At 68.1% G+C, this 23,134-nt stretch carries 22 protein-coding genes; 7 read left to right on the forward strand and 15 right to left on the reverse strand.

The annotated features are described in order from the left end of the window. Window positions 1-67 precede the first annotated feature (67 nt). Window positions 68-1,597 (reverse strand): spherulation-specific family 4 protein, encoded by a 1,530-nt coding sequence (locus GC106_RS33415; RefSeq protein ID WP_173138850.1) that lies wholly within the window; start codon window positions 1,595-1,597, stop codon window positions 68-70. 117 nt (window positions 1,598-1,714) lie between these two features. On the opposite strand from GC106_RS33415, the gene GC106_RS33420 reads away from it, so the two are divergent. The 3 genes from GC106_RS33420 (at window position 1,715) to GC106_RS33430 (ending at window position 3,590) form a co-directional block, all read left to right on the forward strand. Continuing rightward, window positions 1,715-2,476, forward strand: a complete 762-nt coding sequence (locus GC106_RS33420; protein ID WP_246367461.1) for an alpha/beta fold hydrolase — start codon at window positions 1,715-1,717, stop codon at window positions 2,474-2,476. 131 nt (window positions 2,477-2,607) lie between these two features. Next, the gene (locus GC106_RS33425; protein WP_173138852.1) at window positions 2,608-3,261 is read left to right on the forward strand and encodes a LuxR C-terminal-related transcriptional regulator; all 654 of its coding nucleotides are present in this window, start codon (window positions 2,608-2,610) and stop codon (window positions 3,259-3,261) included. A gap of 2 nt (window positions 3,262-3,263) precedes the next feature. Further along, window positions 3,264-3,590 carry an MGMT family protein gene (locus tag GC106_RS33430; protein WP_173138853.1) on the forward strand — a complete coding sequence of 109 codons (327 nt, stop codon included), beginning with the start codon at window positions 3,264-3,266 and terminating at the stop codon, window positions 3,588-3,590. On the opposite strand, the gene GC106_RS33435 is transcribed toward GC106_RS33430, so the two are convergent. Both GC106_RS33435 and GC106_RS33440 read right to left on the reverse strand, forming a co-directional pair. Beyond that, window positions 3,587-4,492, reverse strand: coding sequence for a hypothetical protein (locus GC106_RS33435; protein WP_173138855.1), 906 nt, complete (start codon window positions 4,490-4,492; stop codon window positions 3,587-3,589). The two genes, GC106_RS33430 and GC106_RS33435, sit on opposite strands and share 4 nt — an antisense overlap. A 74-nt stretch (window positions 4,493-4,566) precedes the next feature. Beyond that, window positions 4,567-5,493, reverse strand: coding sequence for a hypothetical protein (locus GC106_RS33440; protein WP_173138857.1), 927 nt, complete (start codon window positions 5,491-5,493; stop codon window positions 4,567-4,569). A 129-nt stretch (window positions 5,494-5,622) separates the two neighbouring features. On the opposite strand from GC106_RS33440, the gene GC106_RS33445 reads away from it, so the two are divergent. Beyond that, complete coding sequence (locus tag GC106_RS33445) at window positions 5,623-6,333, forward strand: DUF4190 domain-containing protein (RefSeq protein WP_173138859.1); 711 nt, start codon at window positions 5,623-5,625, stop codon at window positions 6,331-6,333. On the opposite strand, the gene GC106_RS33450 is transcribed toward GC106_RS33445, so the two are convergent. The 11 genes from GC106_RS33450 to GC106_RS33500 form a co-directional block, all read right to left on the reverse strand. After that, window positions 6,234-6,974, reverse strand: a complete 741-nt coding sequence (locus GC106_RS33450; RefSeq protein WP_173138861.1) for a sirohydrochlorin chelatase — start codon at window positions 6,972-6,974, stop codon at window positions 6,234-6,236. The two genes, GC106_RS33445 and GC106_RS33450, sit on opposite strands and share 100 nt — an antisense overlap. Beyond that, window positions 6,971-8,098 (reverse strand): uroporphyrinogen-III synthase, encoded by a 1,128-nt coding sequence (locus GC106_RS33455; protein ID WP_173138979.1) that lies wholly within the window; start codon window positions 8,096-8,098, stop codon window positions 6,971-6,973. Before GC106_RS33455 ends, GC106_RS33450 begins: the two co-directional genes overlap by 4 nt. Before the next feature lie 5 nt (window positions 8,099-8,103). Further along, the gene (gene nirD / locus GC106_RS33460) at window positions 8,104-8,439 is read right to left on the reverse strand and encodes a nitrite reductase small subunit NirD (protein ID WP_173138863.1); all 336 of its coding nucleotides are present in this window, start codon (window positions 8,437-8,439) and stop codon (window positions 8,104-8,106) included. After that, window positions 8,436-10,925, reverse strand: coding sequence for a nitrite reductase large subunit NirB (gene nirB / locus GC106_RS33465; protein WP_173138865.1), 2,490 nt, complete (start codon window positions 10,923-10,925; stop codon window positions 8,436-8,438). Before nirB ends, nirD begins: the two co-directional genes overlap by 4 nt. 105 nt (window positions 10,926-11,030) lie before the next feature. Continuing rightward, a complete protein-coding gene (locus GC106_RS33470) occupies window positions 11,031-12,377 on the reverse strand; it encodes a nitrate/nitrite transporter (RefSeq protein WP_173138867.1) in 1,347 nt (448 codons plus the stop codon). Window positions 12,378-12,386: 9 nt separating this feature from the next. Beyond that, on the reverse strand, window positions 12,387-13,805 hold the full coding sequence (locus GC106_RS33475) for an FAD-dependent oxidoreductase (RefSeq protein WP_173138869.1): 1,419 nt from the start codon (window positions 13,803-13,805) through the stop codon (window positions 12,387-12,389). Continuing rightward, window positions 13,802-15,784 carry a molybdopterin oxidoreductase family protein gene (locus GC106_RS33480; protein WP_173138981.1) on the reverse strand — a complete coding sequence of 661 codons (1,983 nt, stop codon included), beginning with the start codon at window positions 15,782-15,784 and terminating at the stop codon, window positions 13,802-13,804. The genes GC106_RS33475 and GC106_RS33480 overlap by 4 nt, the downstream gene beginning before the upstream one ends. Before the next feature lie 143 nt (window positions 15,785-15,927). Then, on the reverse strand, window positions 15,928-16,722 hold the full coding sequence (locus GC106_RS33485) for a TIGR02569 family protein (protein ID WP_173138871.1): 795 nt from the start codon (window positions 16,720-16,722) through the stop codon (window positions 15,928-15,930). A gap of 159 nt (window positions 16,723-16,881) precedes the next feature. After that, window positions 16,882-18,063 (reverse strand): adenylyltransferase/sulfurtransferase MoeZ, encoded by a 1,182-nt coding sequence (moeZ, locus tag GC106_RS33490; RefSeq protein WP_173138873.1) that lies wholly within the window; start codon window positions 18,061-18,063, stop codon window positions 16,882-16,884. Window positions 18,064-18,142: 79 nt separating this feature from the next. Next, on the reverse strand, window positions 18,143-19,117 hold the full coding sequence (locus GC106_RS33495; protein WP_312873072.1) for a DUF3152 domain-containing protein: 975 nt from the start codon (window positions 19,115-19,117) through the stop codon (window positions 18,143-18,145). Window positions 19,118-19,285: 168 nt separating this feature from the next. After that, window positions 19,286-20,263, reverse strand: a complete 978-nt coding sequence (locus GC106_RS33500) for an alpha/beta fold hydrolase (protein ID WP_246367426.1) — start codon at window positions 20,261-20,263, stop codon at window positions 19,286-19,288. 106 nt (window positions 20,264-20,369) lie between these two features. On the opposite strand from GC106_RS33500, the gene GC106_RS33505 reads away from it, so the two are divergent. Next, window positions 20,370-20,996 carry a TetR/AcrR family transcriptional regulator gene (locus tag GC106_RS33505; protein WP_173138877.1) on the forward strand — a complete coding sequence of 209 codons (627 nt, stop codon included), beginning with the start codon at window positions 20,370-20,372 and terminating at the stop codon, window positions 20,994-20,996. A gap of 52 nt (window positions 20,997-21,048) precedes the next feature. Here GC106_RS33505 and GC106_RS33510 read toward each other — a convergent pair whose 3' ends face one another. Then, window positions 21,049-21,957: an AurF N-oxygenase family protein gene (locus GC106_RS33510; protein ID WP_173138879.1), complete on the reverse strand. Its 909-nt coding sequence runs from the start codon at window positions 21,955-21,957 to the stop codon at window positions 21,049-21,051. Window positions 21,958-22,016: 59 nt separating this feature from the next. Between GC106_RS33510 and GC106_RS33515 the strand changes: the two genes are divergently transcribed. Beyond that, the gene (locus GC106_RS33515) at window positions 22,017-22,721 is read left to right on the forward strand and encodes a TetR/AcrR family transcriptional regulator (RefSeq protein ID WP_173138881.1); all 705 of its coding nucleotides are present in this window, start codon (window positions 22,017-22,019) and stop codon (window positions 22,719-22,721) included. Beyond that, the gene (locus tag GC106_RS33520) at window positions 22,718-23,038 is read left to right on the forward strand and encodes a DUF4873 domain-containing protein (RefSeq protein WP_173138883.1); all 321 of its coding nucleotides are present in this window, start codon (window positions 22,718-22,720) and stop codon (window positions 23,036-23,038) included. The genes GC106_RS33515 and GC106_RS33520 overlap by 4 nt, the downstream gene beginning before the upstream one ends. Window positions 23,039-23,134: the final 96 nt, after the last annotated feature.

Raw genomic sequence — 23,134 nt, forward strand, 5'->3', positions numbered from 1 at the left:
GCCACTGTGTTCGTCGGTGTGACCCAAGGATGTGTTAGCGATTTCCGGCTGGTCCTGCCGAGTGAATTCAGCAGACCGGAACCTGCTCCACGGTAATCGCCGCGCTGTACTCCTCCGGTGGATCTTCCGCGGTGAATCCGCTGAACACGACGACCTGCCTGGACTGACCGGCGGCCGGGACACGCCAGTGGAAAGAACCTGCTTTTTCCGCTACCAGCGGCCGCACGTCCGGCACTCGTTCCCACGCCCAGCCCGGCCCGGTGTGCCGATAGAGAAACGCGTTCTCGATCATGAGGTCGACACCGGCGGGCAAACCGGGCGGCAGGTGCCAGCCGGTGGCCGGATTGTCGTCCGAGTCGATGAACACCCGATGATGGGAGAACGTCGCCCCGAAACTCACCCGGTAATCCGCGGCCGTCGGGCTCAGACACACGGACGCGTCCGTCAGCGGCGGGCCGCCGGACGGCGTCGTGATCACCAGCGGCGCGCTCGCGGCGGAGAGGTTCCCGGCCGCGTCCCGCGCTTTCACCGCGAACTCGTGCTGGGTCGTATGCGGCAGACCTGTTGCCTGGTAAGCGTTGTCGTACGTGTCCGCGATCTTGGCGCCGTTCACGAACACCTCGTAACCCGCCACGGCGACGTCATCCGAAGGCGTCGGCCAGGTCAGTCGAACCTTCGCGCCGGACGGGTTCGCCCGGGTCGTCGCCGTCAGGCCGACCGGCGCCTGCGGTGGTGTCACGTCGGCGATCCCCGACGCGGCAACGAGTTGATCGTCCCAGTAGGACGTGAGCCCGCTCCACGGGTACGGGTCCATCCGCAGCTCGGTGGTGTAGACGAAGCCGGCGTTGTTGACCTTGCTGCGGGCGATGACCGTACGCATGTCGTCCGCGGTCGGGACGTTGTGGATCAGGTGCCAGAACTTGCGTGGGTTCGGATGATCACGTTGCCAGTCCGGCGAAGTGTGCGTCTGATAGGTGGCGAAGTCGCCCTCGAAGGAGACTATCGTGTCCGCGACGTCCTCATAACACCGTTCGGCCGGCGCGCCGGGATTGATCACGACGTACGCTTCCGGATGCCTGGCCCTGATGTGATCACGAATCCCGGCGTAGAGCCGGGCGTAGTCGTCGTCCTTGCCGCAGTTCAGAATCGTCTGGTCGAGAAAGACGCCGCTGATCCCGTGCGCGCCATAAGCGGCATACCAGTCGTCGATGTCCCTGCGGATTTGCGCGGACCATTCCGGAATCGAGGTCCCGCCTTCCCTGGTGCGGTGACCGCCCTGTCCGAAGTCGATGCCGTGATAGCCGGTGTCGACGTAGACCAGTGTCGTGGTGCCGGTCGCGGCCAGCCTGCCGATCGCCGCCGCCCAGGCGGGATGAAACGGCAACTCCGGCATGCTGCGGCTGCCGTTGAGCACGACGATTCCGTTTGTCGGCCGGTTCTGCGCCAATCGGTGGAAGATCGCCATGCCTTCTGGCGTATCCGGTCCCCAATATGCCGGAACGGCGGTCTGCTGGCGATCGGCGGTCGCCCCGGCCGGGACCGGCAAGAACAGGGCGATCGCGATCAGGACGCAGGTCAGGGCGAGCTTTCGGGCCATCGCTGGACCTCCATACCCGTGCGGTCCCCCTAACCGTAATGGGCGGGCCGGAATTCGGGAACACGTACCGAAAAGGGATCATCACCGCCGCCGTGGGATCATGGAGCGGTGAGCCCGATGTTGCATGTGCGCCAGTTCGGTCCCGAGGACGGCGTGCCAGTGCTGATGCTGCACGGCGTGACCGGCCATGGTGGACGGTGGAAGCGGCTCGCCGAGGAGTTCCTTCACGGCCACCGCGTGATCGCGCCTGACCTGCGCGGGCACGGGCATTCCACGCACCTTCCACCGTGGACACTCGAACAGCACGCCGCGGACCTGCTGACCGTGTTGGACAGTCTGGCGGTGACCGGGCTGCCGGTGATCGGCCACTCCTTCGGTGGTGCGGCGGCGATCCACCTGGCGCGGCTGGCGCCGCAGCGGGTGACGAAGCTCGTGCTGCTCGATCCGGCGATCGGCCTCGACCCGCAGTTCGTGCTCGAGACGATGCAGCCGTGGCCGCAGGTCTTCCAGTCCCTCGAAGAGGCAGGCGAGTGGCAACGCGACAAGTGGGCGGGCATCAGCCTGCGTGACGTCGAAGAGGAACTGCTCGAGAACTTCGTGCAGACGGGCGACGGCCGCTGGATGCCCCGGTACAGCTATGCGGCGGCGACGACCGCGTGGAGCGAGATGAGCCGCGCGGCCCAGCTTCCGCCGCCGACCACGCACACGATGCTCGTCACGGCCACCCGCTCGCCGTTCGTCCGGCCACAGTTCGTGCACGCCTGCAAGGTCACGATGCGGGACAACCTGGAGACGACCGAGTTCGACAGCGGCCACATGCTCCAGTTCGAGCACCCGATCGAGACGGCCGAGCTGATCATGGACTTCCTCGGCCGGTGACCCCCGACCCCCCGTGTCCACCATTGCGGCACCTCGTGTCGACCTTTCCGGCACCCCGAAATTCCCCAGCATGCGGCCTTGATCGTGGCGGATCCCGGTTGCCCGAGTTGCCCGCCCGGTAGGGTCTTGGCGTGCGAGTTGTCCTTGGGGAGGATCTGGCCCTGCTGCGCGACGGGCTGATCCGGTTGCTGGCCGCGCACGACTTCGAGGTGGTCGAAGCCGTCGACAGCGGCCCGGCGCTGCTGGAGGCGCTGGTGCGGCACAAGCCGGACGTGGCGGTGGTCGACGTGCGGATGCCGCCGACCTTCACCGACGAGGGCCTGAAGGCCGCGATCGAGGCCCGCAAACAGGTGCCCGGCCTGCCGATCCTGGTGCTGTCGCAGTACGTCGAGCAGCTCTACGCCAGGGAACTGCTGTCCGACCGGGCCGGGGGCGTCGGCTACCTGCTGAAGGACCGGGTTTCCGAGGTGGGTCAGTTCGTCGACGCGGTGCGCCGGGTGGCGGCGGGCGGAACGGCGATGGACCCGGACGTGATCTCGCAGCTGCTGGCCCGCCGGGAACGCGACGAACCGCTGGGCTCGCTCACGCCGCGTGAACGCGAGGTGCTGTCGCTGATGGCGGAAGGCCGTTCGAACGCGGCGATCGCGGCCCGGATGTTCGTCACCGAGAAGGCGGTCAGCAAGCACACCAACAACATCTTCAGCAAGCTGATGCTGCCGCCGTCGGAGGACGACAACCGGCGCGTGCTGGCAGTCTTGGCGTACCTGAACGACATGAACGGCTGACGATGGACGAACAACTCCACGAACGCATCCGGGAAGTCATCGCGACGGTTCCCGCAGGTTCCGTCGCCTCCTATGGGGACATCGCGGCGATCGCGGGCGCGCCGTCACCGCGACTGGTGGGCAGGATTCTCGCCGAGGACGGACACGACCTGCCATGGCACCGAATCCTGCGCGCGGACGGCACGCCCGCACCGCACCTCGAAGAGGAGCAGTTGGAGCGGCTACGCGCGGAAGGCGTTCTGGCGGACGGCAATCGCGTCAGTATGCGCCAGTATCGCTGGACCGCGGCGGCTCAGCAAGAAGATGCCGAGCCGCCTGGCCTGTTCTAGCCGCAACTCCATTCGGCCGCACGCAGAGTGCTGTTCTCTATGTACGTTCCGACAAGCGTGTCCCGCCCGGTGACGAAGGTCGAATAGTAGAGGGGCGACGGGTCGGGCAGCGGGACACGGAGACCCGCACGCCACAAGTGGGCATCGAAGCTGCCACTCACGGTTCCGAGGACGGTGCCCTGGGCGTTCGCCGAATATCCCAGGCCGTCAGGCAGTGAGTAGCGGAGCGAGCCGTCAGGGTTCCACAGCAGCAGGTGGTCGCCGCCGTTGAACGTGGTCCACCCGACTGCCAGGCCGTTGTCGTAGGACTGCACGTAGACACCGGTGGCACCGGCGGGTTTCGCGAGCGGCCAAGCGAATCCGGGAGTCACGTACCTGGCGCCGTACCGGGTCACGATGACGCCGGAATCGTCGATGCCCGCGGGGACCGTGTTGCCGAAGAGCCTCGGCGGCCCGTAGTCCGGGCCGGTCCACAGGGCGATCCTGACTCCTTCGGGGCCGGAGGCGTATCCGACGACATCACCACGGCCGTTGATCGCCACGGCTGTTCCAGCCCACCCGGCTGCCGGATCGGCCAGGAACTTGTGTGTCCCGTCAGGCTTGGTGACGTACGGACGACCCGCGCCGGGGGCCGTCAACGGAGTCAGCGCGGCCAGGACTGTCCCATCGGCACCGACGTCGATCGGTGCGCCGAAGAAGTCAGGCTCCGTCGTGGGCAGTCCGATGAGCGTGGCCGCTCCGTTGTGCCAACGGACAATGCCCGGTGCCGGCGAATTGATCTGCCCGACGGCGTAGTCACCGCCGATCCCACGCACCTCCGGCATGCTGTGCCCAGGCGGCAGCGGCAGCTCTGTCCGCTGCCAGGTACAAGCCGTCTGCGCTTCGGCCGTCGCCGGAAGCACCAGTCCTAAAGTGACAATCACGCCTGCGAGCAGGCGCACGGATTTCCTCACTTGACCCCCCTCGTAAAGCGGCTCTAGCCGCAACTCCATTCGGCGACACGTGGATCCCACATGCCCTGGTCCAGGTACGAACCGACAAGCGTGTCCCGCTCGGTCACGAAGCCCGCGTGGTACATCGGCCACGGGTTCGGCAGCGGAACCTGTTCCCCAGCGCGCCAGATGGTCGGCAGGTTCACGCCGGTCAGACCGAAAACGGTTCCCTGGCTGCTGCCCGAATACCCGATGCCGGACGGCATGACGTAGCGGATCGTCCCGTTGGCTCCCCACAACACCGCCCGGTCACGGTCGTCCACGCGGGCCGAACCGACAGCCACGCCGTTCTCGTAGCTGGAGACGAACACCGACGTCGCGCCCGCGGGTTTGGGCAGCGGCCACGCGAATCCGGGAGACAGGTATCTCGCCGCGTTCTTCGTCACGATGACACCGGTGTCGTCGATACCCGCGGGCATGCCGTTGCCGACGATCCGAGCCTCGTCATAGCCGGGTGCCGACCACAGCACGAGTTTGGCGTCCCCGTTCACGGTGGCATAACCAGCCACATCGCCGCGGCCGTTGATGGCCACCGGTGTGGCGCTCACGTCCGGCTGCGGGTCGGGCAGGAACTTGTGCATGCCGTCAAGCGAGGTCACGTAACCGCGGCCATCCCGCGTCGCCAGAACTGTCCCATTGGAACTCACGTCGACCGGCGAGTGGAAGCCTTCCGCGGACGGCGTGCCCACCACAGCGACCTGACCCCGGTACCACCGAAGGATCTTGTGCCCCTGGTAACTCGCCGATGCCACCGTGTAGTCGCCGCCGATGCCCTTGACCAAGGGATTCTGGTGGTCCGGCGGGATCGGCAGCTCGGCCTGCCGCCAGACGCAGTCCGGTTGGGCCGAGGCCGAGGTCGCCGGAAGGACCAGTCCAGTTGCGACGATCGCAGCAACGACGAGCCTGCGCATGGGAATCACCTTCCCCCAGGAGGCGCTTGCGGTGAAACGCTGTCAATGCCGGGATCGTTGGTCACTCTTTGGTCGTTACTGCCGTCAATTGTGTGTACAGCGTGTATTCGCATCCCTCATCATGCTTGCGTGACGCAACCACCTCCCGGCCCCATGATGCCGCCGCCGCCCGAAGGCGTCGCGCCGCCTGCGGGTTACTACCCTCCGCCACCGAACCTGCCGCCGCCGTCCGGCCGCACGAACGGGTTCGCCATCGCCTCGCTGGTCTTCGGCATCATCGGCGGCGTCCTGCTGGCGGTGATCTTCGGTTTCGTCGCGCTGAGCCAGATCCGCAAGCGCGGTGACAAGGGCCGCGGCATGGCGATCGCCGGTCTGGTCCTCTCGGCCGTCTGGGTCCTGCTGCTGGTCGCCGTGTTCGTCGTCGGTGACGGCCTCGGCGCCAAGCGCGACACCAGCACCGGCCAGGTGACCGAGAGCGGCAAGCTCGAGGTGTTCGACCTCAAGGACGGCGACTGCTTCAACAACGTCCCGGCCGAGGACAAGGAGATCATGGCGGTGGACGCGGTGCCCTGCACCCAGCCGCATGACGCCGAGGTCCTCAGCCAGGTCCAGGTCAGCAGCACCGGCGAGTACCCCGGCGTGGACAAGATCGCCGGCGAGATCGAGAAGCTCTGCGTCGACAAGGTCGGCGCGCGGGTCGAGGCCAGCCCGATCGCCGACCAGCTGGGCATCTTCTACTTCTACCCGACCAAGGAGTCCTGGGCGCGCGGTGACCGGGCAGGCACCTGCGTGGCCGTGGCCAGCACCAACGGCAAACTCACCGCGCCGGTCGGCAAGTAGGCATTGCGGTAACGACGGACCACGAGCTCGACGGCGCCGGGATGGGCGCCGATCGGCCCGGCGGCGACGCGGGCTCCAGCGTCACGCACGACTCGATGGAACAGCCCAGGAGCCAGCAGCCACGAAGCGATGGCAAGCCTCCGGTCGCGGACCAGATCCGTGACTCGGGGGCTTGCTGTCGTTATGTACCCGACCTCGACGTCCACACCGGTCCGGGTGTGCAGCAGCTTCGCGGCACGCCCGACGTCGGCCAGCGCACGGGAGTCGGACGACCCAGCAGCGGCGAGCACGATCGGCTCACCGTCCCAACCGGCCTCGACAAGCCGCTCGTGCACGACGGCCACAAGGGACGGTGACGGTCCAAAAGGTTCGGTCACCACTGTCTGCGGATGCCCGGCTTCCTTGATCTGAGCCGGAATGTCGACCCGCACATGGTAGCCGGACGCGAGGAACGCGGGGACCACGACAGCCGGACCGTCGACACGGCGCAGGACATCGGTCACGCTCGGCGAGCAGACGTCGGCGAACGCCACCCAGACGTCCACATCGGGCAGCCGGTCACGGACGCGCTCCGCCAGGTCACTGATCACGCGGGCGCCCGCCGGGTCACGAGTCCCGTGGGCGGCAAGCACAAGAGTCATACCGGAATCGCCAACCTGTACCCCCGTTTGACAACGGTCTGGACAAGGGTCGAATCCCCCAGCGCCGACCGGAGCCGGGCGATTGCCGTCTCCACCGCGTGGGTGTCCACGTCCTCGTCACGCCCGGAATGCCGGCGCAGCACGCCGACCAACGCAGGCCTGGACAGCACACGTCCAGGTGTCGCTGTCAGGGCACGGAGAACAGCCATGGGCGCGGGCGGTACGACTCGCAGTTCGCCGTCGACCACAACGCCTTGGCCCCGAATCTCCAGAGTGCACTCGCCGACACGCAGCCGGGTCGCCCGGGCTGGCAGTTCGGTCGCGACTGTCCTGGCCAGTGCGCCGATCCTCGGCCGTTCCGGCTGCGACACCGTGATTCCCGCGTCCACCAGCGGCCCGGCGGTCACTGAGCCGACACAGACCGGCAACACCGGGCCGCGCAGGGCGTTCAGCAACGCGTCCTGCCGATTCTGGCGCCGCGCCATCGTCAGGAGGCTTGCCGCGGCGGGTGCGCTGGTGAACGTCAACGCGTCGACAGATCCGGCCAGCACGGCGTCGAGCAAGCGCTCGAGCGGTCCGACGTCCGCGGGCAACGTCCAGCGGTACACCGGGATCTCGACCACCTCGGCGCCCGCCCCACGCAGCGAGTCGACGAAGTGCGGCAACGGTTCGCCGTGCAGCTGCACCGCGATCCGCTTGCCGTCCACTCCGGACTCCAGCAGGTACTCCAGCACCTCGGAGTTGCTCTCCGAGGCCGGGGACCAGCTTTCCACCAGGCCGGCGGCCCGGACCGCGCCCTTGGCCTTGGGACCACGGGCGAACACGTCCGCCTTGCCGAGCACGCCGAGCAGGTCCGGCCCCAGCCCCCAGCCTTCGGCCGCCTCCACCCAGCCACGGAACCCGATCCCGGTGGTGACCACGACGTAGTCGACCGGGTCGGCGATCATGCCCTCGGTCGCCGCCTGCAACTGGGCGTCGTCGGGCAACGGCACGATCCGGATCGCCGGACCGTGGACGACGGTGGCGCCGCGGCGTTCCAGCAGAACCGCCAGTTCGTCGGCACGGCGGGCAGCGGTGATGCCGACCGTGTACCCGGCCAGCGGCGGAACCTCGGTCTCGACCATCGACGTCACGGAGCCCCAACCATGACCATGCCCGCGTCCACCCGCACCGGATACACCTCGAGCGAAACGTCCGGATCGTCCACGCACACCCCTGTGCGCAGGTCAAAGGCGTTCTTGTGCATCGGCGAGACCGCGACGGGCACTCCGCCGCGGTCTCCCACGATCCCCCTCGACATCACCGCCGCCCGTGCGAACGGGTCTATGTTGGACAGTGCGAAGACCTGGTCGTCGTGCGTGCGGAACACGGCAACCTGGATCTCGCCGGGCAGCAGCACCGCCGCGCCTCGGTTGGGCTGCAACCGGGCCAGGGGGAACACCACCGACGTGGTTGTCGCGGTCATCGGGACAGCACCTCCGGAATACCCAGCTGGACCGGAACACGCTGACCGCGTTCCTCGCGGAACGTGATCGTCGGGTCAGGCGTTCCCGGCGCGTTGACGAACGAGGTGAACCGGGCCAGTTTCTCGGGGTCCTCCAGCACCCCACGCCATTCGTCGGCGTACGTGCCGACATGCCGTTCCATCGCGGCCTCCAGCTCCGCGCAGATGCCGAGGCTGTCGTCGACGATCACCTCACGCAGGTGGTCCAGACCGCCCTCCATCGCCTCGATCCAGGCCGCGGTGCGCTGCAGCCGGTCAGCCGTCCGGATGTAGAACATCAGGAACCGGTCGATCAGCCTGACCAGGGTCTCGCTGTCCACGTCGGACACGAGCAGGTCGGCGTGGCGTGGCTTGAACCCGCCGTTGCCGCCGACGTACAGGTTCCAGCCGTGCTCGGTGGCGATCACGCCGAAGTCCTTGCCGCGTGCCTCGGCGCATTCCCTGGCGCAGCCGGAGACCGCCGACTTCAGCTTGTGCGGCGACCGCAGCCCGCGGTAGCGCAGCTCCAGCTGGATCGCCATGGCGACCGAATCCTGTACGCCGTAACGGCACCAGGTCGTGCCGACGCAGGACTTGACGGTACGCAGCGCCTTTCCGTAGGCGTGGCCGGACTCCATCCCCGCGTCCACTAACCGCCGCCAGATGTGCGGCAACTGGTCGACGGTCGCGCCGAACAGGTCGATCCGCTGCCCGCCGGTGATCTTGGTGTACAGGCCGAAGTCCCTGGCCACCTCGGCGATCACCATCAGCTTGTCCGGGGTGATCTCCCCGCCGGGGATTCGCGGCACCACCGAGTAGGTCCCGTTGCGCTGCAGGTTGGCCAGGAAGTGGTCGTTGGTGTCCTGCAACGAAGCCTGTTCGCCGTCCAGCACGTGCCCGTTGCCCAGCGAGGCGAGGATGGACGCCACCGCGGGCTTGCAGAGGTCGCAGCCGAGCCCCTTGCCGTGCTTGGCGATCAGCTCACTGAACGTGCGGATCCCGGTGCCGCGGATGATCTCGAACAGCTCGGCCCGGCTGTACTCGAAGTGCTCACACAGGGCCTTCGACTGCTCGACGCCGGCCTCGGCGAGCAACTGCTTGAGCATCGGAACGCACGAACCACAGGTCGTTCCGGCCTTCGTGCAGCTCTTCAGACCGGGGACGTCCGCGCAGCCCCCGGCGATCGCGCCTTTGATCGTGGCCTTGGTGACGGCGTTGCAGGAACAGACCTGCGCGTCGTCGGGCAGCGAGCCCATCGCGACGTCGGTCCCCGCCGGGGCGATGAGCGCGGCCGGGTCGCCGGAGATCGCCCGGCCGACCATCGGGCGCAGCATGGTGTACGCGCTCGCGTCGCCCACCAGGATGCCGCCCAGCAACGTCTTCGCGTCGTCGGAGACCACGACCTTCGCGTAGGTCCCGGCGACCGCGTCGTTGAAGACGACCTCAAGCGCGCCTTCAGTGGCGCCGTGTGCGTCACCGAAGCTGGCGACGTCCACGCCCAGCAGCTTCAGCTTGGTGGACGTGTCCGCGCCCGGGAAGGTGGCCGTGCCGCCAAGCAGGCGGTCGGCCACGACCTCGGCCATGGCGTAGCCGGGCGCCACGAGTCCGTAGACCATTCCGTCGATGCAGGCGCATTCGCCGATGGCGTAGATGTTCTCGTCGTCCGTCCGGCAACCTTCGTCCACCACAACGCCGCCACGCGCGCCCGTCGCCAGGCCCATTCGCCTGGCCAGGTCGTCACGCGGCCGGATACCTGCGGAGAACACGACCACGTCGACGTCGAGCTCGACGCCGGAGGTCAGCTTGACGATCATCCGGCCGCCGTCGCGCTCGATCACCTCGGCGGACGTTCCGGTGTGGACGGTCAGGTCCAGCTTCTGGACCAGGTTCTTCAACAGGCCCGCGCCGCCCTCGTCGACCTGGATCGGCATCAGCCGCGGCGCCAGTTCGACCACGTGCGGGGACAGCCCCATGCCGCGCAGGGCGTTCGCGGCCTCCAGGCCGAGCAGACCGCCGCCGAGCACCATGCCTGCCCGCCTGCCAGGACGATCGGCTTTCTCGACGGCCGCCCGGATGGCGTCGAGATCCTCGATCGTGCGGTAGACGAAGCAGCCCGGCAGGTCCCGGCCGGGAACGGGGGGCACGAACGGCGTCGAGCCGGTCGCCAGGACCAGCGCGTCGTAGTGGACGCGCTCGCCCCTGCTCGTGATGATCTCGCGCTTCTCGCGGTCGATCTCCAGCGCGGTCTCGCCGAGCCGGACGTGCACGCCGTCGATGTCCGGCAGCGTCAGGTCATCGGCGTTCCAGGTGTCCACATAGGAGGACAGGGCGACCCGGTCGTACGCCGGGCGTGGCTCCTCGGCGAGCACTTCGATCCGCCATGCGCCGTTGACGTCCCGGTCCCGCATCGCCTGCGCGAGGCGGTGACCGACCATGCCGTATCCGACGACGACCAATGTCCGTGTCATACCGTTCCAGTCCTCCCTGTCGGGCACGTTCCATGCTGGTTCGCGAGCGTGTCGAACCGGGATCTGCCGTGTTTCCGGCGCGTTAAAGCAACCTCCCGCCGCAGGTCACACCTTTGCGAGAACCGGCTCCCCGGTCGTGGCGGCCGACGGTTTGCGCAGGTAGACCACCCACGTGACGACAAAACAGACGCCGTAGAAGACCAGGAACGCCACGAACGCGGGGATTCCGGTCCTGGCCGTCATGAAGGACTCGCGGAAGGCGAGGTTGATGAACACGCCGCCCAGCGCACCGACGGCGCCCGCCAGCCCGATCAGGGCGCCGGACAGCCGCCGGGCCCGCAGCAGGGTGGCCTTCTCCCCGGCTCCGGCCTCGATCGCCGACTGCGCCCTGGCGCGGAAGATCGCCGGGATCATCTTGTACGTGGAGCCGTTGCCCAGTCCGGAGAAGACGAACAGCGAGATGAACCCGACCACGAACAGCGGCAGGGATTTCAGGTTCGACGCGAGGATCGTCACGCTGGTCCCCACGGCCAGCGCGAGGAACGTCCAGAGCGTGACCTTCGCGCCGCCGATCCGGTCGGCCAGCCAGCCGCCGACCGGCCTGATCAGCGAGCCCACCAGCGGTCCGAGGAACGTCAGCGACGCCGCCTGCAACGGCGTGCGGCCGAACTGGTTCTGCAGCACCAGGCCGAAGGCGAAGCTGTACCCGATGAACGAGCCGAACGTGCCGATGTAGAGGAACGACATCACCCACGACTGCGGGTCCTTGACGACCTCGCGCAACGCCTTCGTGTCGCCGCTCATCGTGCCGAGGTTGTCCATGAACAGCAACGCGCCGACGGCGGCCACGATGAGCAGCGGCATGTAGATGTACAGGATGATCCGCGGTGCGCCTGCGCCCGCCGTGCTGATCACCACCAGGCCGATCACCTGGATCGCGGCCACGCCGAGGTTCCCGCCGCCCGCGTTCAGGCCGAGCGCCCACCCCTTGCTGCGCTCGGGGAAGAACGCGTTGATGTTGGCCATCGAGGAGGCGAAGTTGCCGCCGCCGACCCCGCCCAGCGCGGCGACGAGCATGAACGTGCCGAGCGACGTGCCTGGCTGCATCACGACCGCGGCGAGGATCGTCGGGACGAGCAGCAGGCCCGCCGAGAAGATCGTCCAGTTGCGGCCGCCGAACTTGGCCGGCGCGAACGTGTACGGGATCCGGATCAGCGCGCCGATCACGGTCGGCGTGGAGACCAGCAGGAACTTGTCCGCGGCGGACAGGCCGTACTCCGGTCCCATGAACAGGACCATGACCGACCACAGTGTCCAGACCGAGAAGCCGAGGTGCTCGGCGAAGATCGAGAACCACAGGTTGCGGGTGGCGACCCGGCGGCCGCCGCTGTCCCAGAACCGCTGGTCCTCAGGCTCCCACTGGTCGATCCACCGTCCACCGATACGCTTCATGTTCTTCCTTTACGTCGTGGTCGAGAGCCATTCGGCGATACCGCACACCGCATCACGGCAACTGCCGCATCCCGTCGTCGCCCTCGTTGCCGACGCCAGTTCCGTCACGCTGGTGGCGCCGGTCCGCCACGCCGTGACCAGTTGCGCTTTTGTCACCGAGTTGCATCGGCACACCAACGCGTTGGCGGGCAACTCGGCTGGGCTTCCGGCAGGCGTGGCCTCCGACGGCAACGCCCGTCCCAAGAGGACCGCCAGCCTGTCCGACGGCACAGGCACCCGGCTGTCGTACAGCTGTGTGATCGTCGCCGCCGCGTCGGGTGCTCCGATCAGGATCGCTCCGGCGACCCGGTCCTGCCTGATGACCAGCTTGGCGTACCGGCCGCGGGTGGGATCGTTGAGACACAGGACTTCCGCGTCGTCGGCGTCGGTCCCGGTGTGCACGTCGCCCAGTGCCGCGAGGTCGACGTCCCTGGCCTTGAGCCTGGTGACGACCGGCGTCCCGCGGTACCGCTTCGAGACGTCCTTGCCGGTCAACAAGTCCGCCAGGACTTCGGCCTGTTCCCACGCGGACTGCACGAGCCCGGCCACGGTCCCCGGGTGCTGCGCGCAGTCCCCGATCGCGTGGACGCGGGGATCGCTGGTGCGCAGGCAGTCGTCGATCACGATGCCACGGTCGACCTCGATCCCGGCCCGCACGGCCAGTTCGGTCTCGGCCTTGACGCCTGCCGTGACCACCACCATGTCCGCGGGCACCAGGCCGTCGTCCAGCTTGAGACCGTCGCCGGGGACATAGCCGTTCACCTTGGCGTCCAGCTTGACCTCGACGCCCAAAGTGGACAGCTGGTTGGCCAGGACCCGGCCGGCGGCCAGGTCGAGCTGGCGTTCCATCAGGTGGCTGACCGGGTGCACGACTGTCACCTGGCAGCCTCTGCCGACCAGTCCACGCGCGGCCTCGATCCCGAGCAGACCGCCGCCGAGGACCGCGACCGGAGCGCCGGGACGGGCCGCCGCGAGGATTCCGGCGCAGTCGTCGAGGGTACGGAAGGTATGCACCCCAGGGGCTTCCGGGCTCAGACCTTCGACCGGCGGAATCCACGCCCGGCTTCCGGTCGCCAGGACCAGCGCGTCGTAGCCGATCGTGCTGCCGTCGGTGAGAGTCACCTTGCGGGCGTCGCGGTCGATTTCCGTGACACTGACGCCGAGGCGCACCTTCTTGTGCCACTCCTGGCCGTGCAGGGTGACGTTCTCCGGTTTCATGGTCCCGGCGACGACTCCGGACAACAGCACACGGTTGTACGCCAGGTGCTGTTCCTCGCCGAGGATCGTGAGGGATACGCGCTCACCTTCCGGATCGCGCCGCAGTATCTCCTCGGCGAACCGGGCACCGGCCATGCCATAGCCGGCGACGACGATCTGACGTGGACTCATGAATCCCCCCACGGGGCTAGGCGTACCGCGCAGACTTTGAACTCCGGCATCCGGCTGACCGGATCGAGCGCCGGATTGGTCAATCGGTTGGCACTGTTCGCACCGGGGAAGTGGAACGGCAGGAAGACGGTGTCCGGCCGCATCGAGGAAACACACCGCACGCGTGCCTGGACCTCCCCGCGTCGTGACTCGACTTTCGCCATGTCACCCTCGGTCAGACCGGCCCGCTCGGCGGTGTCCGGGTGAACCTCTACATAGGACTCGGGGGCGGCCTTGACGAGTTCGTCGATCCGGCGCGTCTGCGCACCGGACTGGTAGTGCGCCAGGACCCGGCCGGTGGTGGCGTACAACGGGAAGTCCTCGTCCGGTGCTTCCGCCGGGCCTTTGTGGTCGACCGGGACGAATCTCGCCCGGCCGTCCGGGTGGGCGAACGCCTCGGTGAAAAGCCGTGGCGTGCCAGGGTGTTGCGTGCTGGGCACCGGCCAGTGCAGGGCTTCACCGTCCCGCAGGCGGGCGTAGGTGATGCCGGAGTAGTCGGCGATGCCGCCCCGGGATGCCCTGGCCAGTTCGTCGAAGACCTCCTCCGGGATGGTCGGGAACGCCTTCGCCGGTGTGCCGAGCCTGGTCGCCAGCTCTTGCAGGACTTCCAGATCCGAACGCACCTCCGGCGGCGGCAACAGCGCGGGCCTGCGGTGCAGGACACGGCCTTCCAGGTTGGTCAGCGTTCCCTCCTCCTCGGCCCACTGCGTGACCGGCAGGACGACGTCCGCCAGCGCCGTGGTCTCGTTCGGCACGAAGTCCGCGACGACAAGCAGGTCAAGCGCCTTCAGGCGGTCGGTGACGTGCCTCGCGCGCGGCGCCGACACGACCGGGTTGCTGCCGAAGACAAGCAGGCCCTTCGGTCCGTCCGGCCGGCCCAGCGCGTCGAGCAGTTCGTAGGCCGACCGGCCGGGCCCCGGTAGAGAATCCGGGTCGACGCCCCAGACTCCCGCCACGTACTCGCGTGCCTGGGGATCGTCGATCCTGCGATAGCCCGGGAGCTGGTCCGCCTTCTGGCCGTGTTCCCGGCCGCCCTGGCCGTTTCCCTGGCCCGTCAGGCAGCCGTAACCACTGCCTGGCCGCCCGGGGAGGCCCAGAGCAAGCGCCAGGTTGATCCACGCGCTGACGGTGTCGGTGCCTGACGCGTGCTGTTCCGTGCCGCGTGCGGTGAGGATGTAGGCGTTCTTGGCTTTCGCCAGCATCCGTGCCACCGCGCGCTGATCCGTCGCGGACACGCCCGTGACCCGCTCCACACGCTCCGGCCACCACTTCGCCGCGATCCGCCAGGCGTCCGCAAAGCCCTGAGTTCTGTGTTCGATGTAACTGTGTTCCGCATATCCCTCGCTGAACACTGAATGCAGAATTCCCAGTGCCAGCGCGAGGTCCGTGCCAGGGGCGGGCTTGAGGTGGAGCATGGCGCGCTCGGCGGTGGCCGTCCGGCGCGGGTCCACGACGATCAGGCCCGACTTCACGTGCTGCATGAACGGCGGCATCGTCTCCGCGGGGTTGGCGCCCACCAGGAGGATGACGTCGGCGTCGTCGAGATCCGTGACCGGAAAGGGCATCCCACGGTCCACTCCGAACGCCTTGTTGCCCGCCGCGGCTGCTGACGACATGCAGAAGCGGCCGTTGTAGTCGATTTGGGACGTCCGCAACGCGACACGGGCGAACTTCCCGAGCGCGTAGGCCTTCTCGTTGGTCAGTCCCCCGCCGCCGAAGACGGCCATGCCGTCACGGCCGTGCTCCTCTTGGATGCCTTGGATTCGTTCGGCCACGAAGTCAAGCGCCGTGTCCCAGCTCACAGGGTTGCCGTGCAGTAACGGCTTCGTCAGCCGCATGGGGTTGGTCAGCAACGCACCGGACGTCCAGCCCTTCTGGCACAACCCGCCGCGGTTCGTGGGGAACTCGCGAGGCGTGACCTGGGCACCGTCCAGCGTCATTCCGCACTGCAGTGCGCAGTACGGGCAATGCGTCTCGACCGTCACGCGCAAGACGCTAAGCAGCCGTTGTTACCTAGGGATGCGGTCGTGTTTCGAGCGTGCGACATTGCCTGCTCAGCAGGATGATATTTGCGGTGAGGGTGCTAAAGGAGCTGGTCGACCTGTTCGGCGACCCGGGCCAGGCCCTTCAGCGACTCCGCCGTCGAACGCGGGTGCAACGCGTGCACGGCAAGGCGGAAAAGCAACGCCTGCAGCATGGTTTGCGGCCACTCGGCCAGGTGGGACCACCGGCCGATGATGCCGTCGTCCGCACCGCCCCACGCCAGCGCGTCCACCACGACCACCGCGGCGGCCCACTCCGGCGGCCGCCAGTACGGCCGGAAGTCGATCAGACCCGGGTCGGCCTCGCCGACGAACAGGACGTTGCCGAACAGATCACCGTGCACGACCTGCTTGGTCAGCTTCGTCGGCTTGCTCTTGGCCTGCAGCTCGGCGAACAGGTCGCCACCACGGTCGGGCTTCAGCGGCACGTCCAGTTCGCCGCTCGAGACCCGGTCGGCGACGGCGAAGACATCCTGACGGGCATCGATGAAGCGCGGCCGCGGCTGGCCCTTCAGGGCCTCGTGCAGCGTGAGCGAGACGGAGATGACCTCGTCGTGGCGCGGCTCCGCGTGGCCCTCGATGAACCGGTACGCCGCCCAGCCGCCGACGACCCACCGGCCGTCCGTGCTCCTTAACGGCCGCCCGATCCGCAGGCCGGGCACGTGCAGCTCGCCCATGGCCTTGGCGACCCATGCGGCCTCGGCGGGACTGCTCGCCGGCTTGAAGGCGCCGTCCCCGCATCGCCACATCGGACCGGCGTCAATCAACTCCGGCTCCGCGTCCCTGGCACCGAACGCGGCGCGGACGTGTGGTGGAGGCGGCTTCGGAGTACCCATCGGCAGGCACGCTACCGCGTCCAGGCCGGAATCAGGCATCCCGCCACGCCTTTGTCGCGACGCAGTCCACCGGCTGGCGGCAAACACGCCGGTCGCGGCCGGCCACTTCCGAGCACGAACGTGGCCCCACGGTCCACCCGTGGGGCCACTTCGGCGAACTCAGTACGTCGGCAGGCTCGGGTCCACGTCCCTGGCCCAGCCGAGCACACCGCTGCCCACGTGCACCGCGTCGGCGAAACCCGCCTTGTGCAGCGCGGCCAGCGCCTCCGCCGACCGGGCGCCGGACTTGCAGTGCAGCACGATCGGCTTGTCCTGCGGCAACTCCGCCAGTGCCTCGCCGGACAGAATCCGGTCCTTCGGGATCAGCACCGCGCCGGGGATCCTGACGATCTCGTACTCGTGCGGCTCGCGGACGTCGATCAGGGCGAAGTTGTCGCCCCGGTCGAACTTCTCCTTCAGCTCGCGCGGCGTGATCGTCGAACCGGCCGCCGCCTTCTGCGCGTCGTCCGAGACGACACCGCAGAACGCCTCGTAGTCGATCAGTTCCGTGATCTTCGGGCTTTCCGGGTCCTTGCGGATCTTGATCGTCCGGTAGGTCATCTCCAGCGCGTCGTACACCATCAGGCGACCCAGCAGCGGCTCACCGATGCCGGTCAGCAGCTTGATCGCCTCGGTCACCATGACCGAACCGATCGACGCGCACAGCACGCCGAGCACGCCGCCTTCCGCGCAGGACGGGACCATGCCGGGCGGCGGGGGCTCCGGGTAGAGGTCCCGGTAGTTCAGGCCCTGGCCGTTCGGCGCGTCCTCCCAGAAGACACTCACCTGGCCTTCGAAGCGGAAGATCGAGCCCCAGACGTACGGCTTGCCCAGCAGCACCGCGGCGTCGTTCACCAGGTACCGGGTCGCGAAGTTGTCCGTGCCGTCCAGGATCAGGTCGTAGTCACGGAAGATGTCGAGCGCGTTCTCCGAGCTCAGATGCGTCTCGTGCAGGTTGACCTGAACATACGGGTTGATCTCCGCGATCGATTCGCGCGCCGAGACCGCCTTGGGCTTGCCGACGTCGGACACGCCGTGAATCACCTGACGCTGCAGGTTCGACTCGTCCACCACGTCGAAGTCCACGATCCCGAGCGTGCCCACCCCCGCGGCCGCGAGGTACAGCAGCGCGGGGCTGCCGAGGCCACCCGCACCGACGACGAGCACCTTCGCGTTCTTCAGCCGCTTCTGACCGTCGACTCCGACATCCGGGATGATCAGGTGCCTGCTGTAGCGGGCCACCTCGTCCTTGGTCAGCTCCGCGGCGGGCTCCACCAGCGGCGGCAGCGAACTACCTGGCATCGACTCCTCCTCAGCGTCCGCTCCAATCCAACACCGCCGGAGCCCGGAACCTTCCGGATGTCCACAATGCGGGACGCGATCAGGTGCCCGGCGCCTTGCCCTGCGGGTTGGGCCAGGGGTTGGTCTTGCAGACCTTGCCGTCCTTCTTCACCGGATCCGGTGAACCCGGGACAGCGTCGTTGAGCAGGGCGACGTAGTCGTTGGCGACGCCGAACGTCTGCTGCATCATCACCGGCGCCAGCGCTTCGTTCTGCGCGCAGCCCTCGTGACCACGGCCGAACGCGTGACCAACTTCATGGTTGATCGCGTAGATGCGGTAGCTGCCGATGTCGCCGTTGAACGCCAACGCGCCGCGCACCCAGCGCGAGAGGTTGATGACCACGCGCCCGTCGCGGGACAACCGGCACGACGACTCGTACGGGATGGTCCGTCCGCACAGCCTGTGCGTCGTCTCGGGCGTCGCGAGCGTGATGCGCACGAGCGGCTTGTCCGCCACGCGCTGCACCGCGATACGGGGGTCGCTGGTCCACCCACGCGGCTCGGCCAGCGTCGAGTCGACGAGTCCGGCGAACGCGTCGTCACCACCGCCCATCTCCGCGGCGCTGATGCCGTTCTCGACCTCGATCGTGTACGTGTACGTCTTCTGCGTGCCCTGGCCGACCTTCGGGCCGCTGCCGGGGACCACACGGAAGGTGCCCGCGCCGGCCTGGGTGAAGTCACGGCCGGGCGGCAGGTCGGCGGTCGGGATCTTGGCGTCGATCGGGGTCACCGGGCGCTCGGTGGCGTCCGGAGTGTCCGTCGGCACTTCCGGTCCGTTGAACGCCGCCGCCTGCCGCGGATCGCCGTTGACGGCCTGCGCTTCACCGGGCGGACCGGCTTTGGTCGTGTCCCACACGACAAGGGCGGTGATCACCAGCAGGACCGGGAGCGCGTACAACCGCCAGCCGTACACGGCCAGAATGCCGCGCTTCTGAACAGGGGGGATGCGCCGGTACGACTCCTCAGCGGTCTGCGCGTCCGGCTTCCATGCCGCGGCCAGCGGCTCGCCGGACACGCGACGCGCGCCACGCTCGTATCGCTCGTCACTGGCAGGGCCCTGTGGTCCACCCGCTGCTCCGGAGCGTGACTTTTTCGGCGGCGAGACTTCTCCTCCTTGCGTCATCCGGCTCACGGCTAACAGGGTGCCACATCACTCTTCGCTAACGAATGAGCGACTGGCCGACTACCACCCACCCGTGCGTTCGGCCTCCCAGAGGCCCAACGCGGCCCGTGCGACCGTCTCCGGCCGTTCCATTTGCGCGACATGCCCGGTTCTGGGCAGCACGAGCAGCCTGCCTCGCGGCAACAGCCTCGCGGTCCGGGGAGCCTTACGGACAGTGACCAACTTGTCCTCGGCGCCCCAGATCACCAGAGTCGGTGCCGTGATCTGTGGCACGACCCGCCACAGCGACTGCGACGGCGGCACGAGCCACGCCCGGAACAGCCCGAGCGTCATGCCGATCAGGGACTGCGCGGCCCAGGCGATCTTGGCGCGTTCGGCGAACTCGTTGGCGGTCTCGTCCATCCGGTGCGGCGGGACGAGCGACGGGTTGGCGAAGCACAGCCTGACCAGCTGCTCGGCGCGCTGCATGGGCGTCAGGGCAGCGAGTTGCCGCCGGAACCGGGAGCCGACGAACGGCAACATCGCGAACGGGATGCGTGGATCCGACATCCGGTTGGGGAACGGCCGCAGGTCCGGCACGGCCGGTGAGATCAGCGTCAACGTCTTGACCAGCTCAGGGTGCTTGGCCGCGAGGATCATCACGATCGCGCCGCCCATCGAGTTGCCGAACAGGTGCACCGGCCCGTGCCCCAGCCCGGCGATGAACTTCGCCAACGTGCCGGCGTGGTCGGCCAGGTCGAAGGTGTACCCGGTGGGCGGCTCGGTCCGGCCCGCACCGGGCAGGTCGACCGCGATGCCCTGCGCGTGCAGGGACAGCTGCGCGGCGAGGTCCGTCCAGTTGACCGACGACCCGCCGAGGCCGTGCACGAAGACCGCCGTCTCGTCGGCCGGGCCCGGCGTCCTGCGGATGTGCAGCCGTACGCCGCCCGCTTCGCAGTGCTCGGCGGGCCACGGAGGCTGGTGAAGATCCAGCGGCGGCCGTGGCGCGTCGGACAGCGGGACACGAGTCAACGGGGCGCGCTCACTGGTCACGTTCATCTGTCCAGTGTGCATGCGAGCCGTCACATCCACGCGACTGCGAACATGTGACTGCCACCTGCGGGACATACCGGCGAGTAAGGTTGTGGCGAAGCGAGGAGGCCGTATGTCGGAGACGATGCAGCAGAGCACGAAGAGCGCGAGGCTGCCCAGAAATGCCCGGCGCGCGCAGCTGCTCGCCGCGGCGCAGGACGTGTTCGCCGCCAACGGCTACCACGCGGCCGCGATGGACGAGATCGCCGAGCGGGCCGGTGTCAGCAAGCCGGTGCTCTACCAGCACTTCCCCGGCAAGCTCGAGCTGTACATGGCGCTGCTGCAGACCCACGCCGACGAGCTGATCGCGGGCGTGACCGGCGCGCTGGAGTCCACCACCGACAACAAGCTGCGCGTGCAGGCGGCCGTGGGCGCGTACTTCGACTTCGTCGACAAGGAAGGCGAGGCGTTCCGCCTGGTGTTCCAGTCGGACATCCGCGGCGAGCCGGTCGTGCACGAGACGATCGAGCGCGCGACCAAGACCTGCGTCGACGCCATCACCGCGACCATCACCGCCGACGCGGGCATGGACGAGGAGCGGGCGCGTCTGCTGGCCGTCGGCCTCGTCGGCACCAGCCAGGTCGCGGCGCAGTCGTGGCTGGCCAGCAACCGCCCGATCGACAAGGACGAGGCCGTCAAGCTGATCTCGGCCCTGGCCTGGCGCGGCATCGGCGGCTACCCCCTCCAACCCTCCTCGTGAGTGTTTATCGGGGTTAGAACCCTGATAAACACTCACGAGGGTTGAGCTGGGGTTATGGGAGCAGGAAGGACGCTTTCCACCAGCGCGTGCCGGGTGCGCCGACCAGCCCGGCCTCGTCGAGGAACTTCATGATCCGCTCGCCGGACCACCGCAGCGTCTCCTGGTGGTGCGGGTTCTTCAGGGCGACCTCGGCGGCGTGCTTCGGGTCGAGCCCGACCGCCTGGTAGACGCGCGGGTTGATCAAGCTGCGGGTGATCGCGAACGCCACGATCGAGATCAGCAGACGCTGGTACGGCAGCTCCCACTTGCGCAGGTTCGCCATGCCGCGCACCACCTCCTGGCGCGCGAACGTGACGTGCCTGGCCTCTTCGAGGACGTGGATCCGGTTGACCATCCGGACGAGCGGCTGGACCTTCTCGTCGGCCATGCTCTCCCGCTGGATGCGGTCGAGGATCTCCTCGGCGATCAGGATCGAGCCGTACAGCGCGGGACCGTAACCGATGACCGGCAGCAGTCTGCCCAGCTTGTGCAGGATCGGCGGCGGACCGTACGCGGGCGCACCGACCTTCTCGATGGCACGGGCGAACATGGTCGAGTGCCGGCACTCGTCGGCGATCTCGGTCAGCGCGTACTGGGCGTGCCGAGTGGTCGGGTCGATCCGGTAGACCTCCTTGAGCAGCATCTGCATCAGCAGCACCTCGAACCAGATGCCGTTGCTGGCGATGCTGGCGACCTCGTGCTTGCCGAGTTCGATCCGCTGCCCCGGCGTCAGCTGATCCCACAACTCCGTGCCGTACAGGGAGATCCTGTGGTCCGGCGCGTAGTACATGCCGTCCTGCAACGGTGCGTTCCAGTCGATGTCGACCTCAGGGTCGTAGAACTTGTCGGCCGACGAGTTCAGCAGCCGCTCTGCGGTCTTCTCGCGGTCAGAACCCTGGGCAACTCGCAACGCGCGGCTCATCGGAACACCCCTTTAAGCGTTACCGGAAGTAACAGTTACTTCTGGTAGCATGCAGCCGCATGGGCGAAGGTGTCAAGGGACAGGGTGGCGACGCGCGGCGCGAACGCTGGCGCGAACACCGCGCCGCCCGCCGTGCGGAATTCGTCGAAGCGGCGCTGCGCGCACTCGACGAACACGGCCCCGAACTCGGCATGGAACACGTGGCGGCAGCGGCGGGCGTGACAAAACCCGTGCTGTACCGGCACTTCACGGACAAAGCAGACCTGTTCGTCGCATTGGGACAACGCGGCACGGAGATCCTCTTCGAACGGCTGATCCCCGCGATCAACCGCGAAGAGGCCCCGGTCCCGCGGATCCGCAAGAGCCTCGACGCCTTCTTCAGCGTGATCGAGGACTACCCGAACCTCTACCGGCTGCTGGCCCGGCGTTCGTTCGGCGACCGGCCCGTGGACTCCGACCCGGTCCGCGAGGACAAGGAGATGATCGCCGCGGCGCTGACCAGCCTGCTCGGCGACTACATGCGTGCGTTGAACCTGGATTCCGGCGCGGCTGAACCGTGGGCGTACTCGATCGTCGGCATGGTCCAGACGACCGGCGAGTGGTGGCTGGAACGCCGCTCGATGACCCGCGACGCGGTCGTGGAGTACCTGACCACGATCATCTGGGCCGCGATCGACGGGTTCCTGCGCCAGCAGGGCGTGCAGATAGCGCCCGACAAACCCTTCGAAGTGAACAAAGTGGTCCAGTTGAGGAGAGTCCAGTGAGCGATCACGACGAAGAGGGCTACACCGGCCCGGCGACCCTGCTGGTCCAGGACAGGGAACTGGCGGTGGAAGTGGAGCTGCGCGGCTACTTCCAGCCGATCGACGGCTACTACCGCTGGTACGGCCGCATCAAGGCGAACACGGAGCTGTCCGCACTGGCGGGCGGGAAGAAGACGGCGGTGAAAGTCCGCACGCCGCAAGGCGAAGCAGCCGCCGAACTGTCCGATCCGGACCCGTGGAACCGCTACCGCATCATGGGAACGAGCAGGCCCCCGTTCACCACCGAGCTCACCTCGGCCCTCACGGCCCCTGAATAGCCCCCACCACGCCCGGTAGGGGTCGGCAAAGTGTCCATGGGGCGGGCACGGTCACAGTCCCATGATCATGGTGAGATCCGTGCCCTGCCCGCCTGA

It is taken from the genome of Kibdelosporangium persicum (genome assembly GCF_013280595.1).
Classification (GTDB): domain Bacteria; phylum Actinomycetota; class Actinomycetes; order Mycobacteriales; family Pseudonocardiaceae; genus Kibdelosporangium; species Kibdelosporangium persicum.

Bases quoted from the DNA above. Each gene is read 5' to 3' on its own strand.
- GC106_RS33415 (WP_173138850.1), bottom strand. From the start codon at position 1,597: ATGGCCCGAAAGCTCGCCCTGACCTGCGTCCTGATCGCGATCGCCCTG.
- GC106_RS33420 (WP_246367461.1), top strand. From the start codon at position 1,715: ATGTTGCATGTGCGCCAGTTCGGTCCCGAGGACGGCGTGCCAGTGCTG.
- GC106_RS33430 (WP_173138853.1), top strand. From the start codon at position 3,264: ATGGACGAACAACTCCACGAACGCATCCGGGAAGTCATCGCGACGGTT.
- GC106_RS33440 (WP_173138857.1), bottom strand. From the start codon at position 5,493: ATGCGCAGGCTCGTCGTTGCTGCGATCGTCGCAACTGGACTGGTCCTT.
- GC106_RS33450 (WP_173138861.1), bottom strand. From the start codon at position 6,974: ATGACTCTTGTGCTTGCCGCCCACGGGACTCGTGACCCGGCGGGCGCC.
- GC106_RS33455 (WP_173138979.1), bottom strand. From the start codon at position 8,098: ATGGTCGAGACCGAGGTTCCGCCGCTGGCCGGGTACACGGTCGGCATC.
- nirD (WP_173138863.1), bottom strand. From the start codon at position 8,439: ATGACCGCGACAACCACGTCGGTGGTGTTCCCCCTGGCCCGGTTGCAG.
- nirB (WP_173138865.1), bottom strand. From the start codon at position 10,925: ATGACACGGACATTGGTCGTCGTCGGATACGGCATGGTCGGTCACCGC.
- GC106_RS33470 (WP_173138867.1), bottom strand. From the start codon at position 12,377: ATGAAGCGTATCGGTGGACGGTGGATCGACCAGTGGGAGCCTGAGGAC.
- GC106_RS33475 (WP_173138869.1), bottom strand. From the start codon at position 13,805: ATGAGTCCACGTCAGATCGTCGTCGCCGGCTATGGCATGGCCGGTGCC.
- GC106_RS33480 (WP_173138981.1), bottom strand. From the start codon at position 15,784: ATGACGCTGGACGGTGCCCAGGTCACGCCTCGCGAGTTCCCCACGAAC.
- GC106_RS33485 (WP_173138871.1), bottom strand. From the start codon at position 16,722: ATGGGTACTCCGAAGCCGCCTCCACCACACGTCCGCGCCGCGTTCGGT.
- moeZ (WP_173138873.1), bottom strand. From the start codon at position 18,063: ATGCCAGGTAGTTCGCTGCCGCCGCTGGTGGAGCCCGCCGCGGAGCTG.
- GC106_RS33500 (WP_246367426.1), bottom strand. From the start codon at position 20,263: ATGAACGTGACCAGTGAGCGCGCCCCGTTGACTCGTGTCCCGCTGTCC.
- GC106_RS33505 (WP_173138877.1), top strand. From the start codon at position 20,370: ATGTCGGAGACGATGCAGCAGAGCACGAAGAGCGCGAGGCTGCCCAGA.
- GC106_RS33510 (WP_173138879.1), bottom strand. From the start codon at position 21,957: ATGAGCCGCGCGTTGCGAGTTGCCCAGGGTTCTGACCGCGAGAAGACC.
- GC106_RS33515 (WP_173138881.1), top strand. From the start codon at position 22,017: ATGGGCGAAGGTGTCAAGGGACAGGGTGGCGACGCGCGGCGCGAACGC.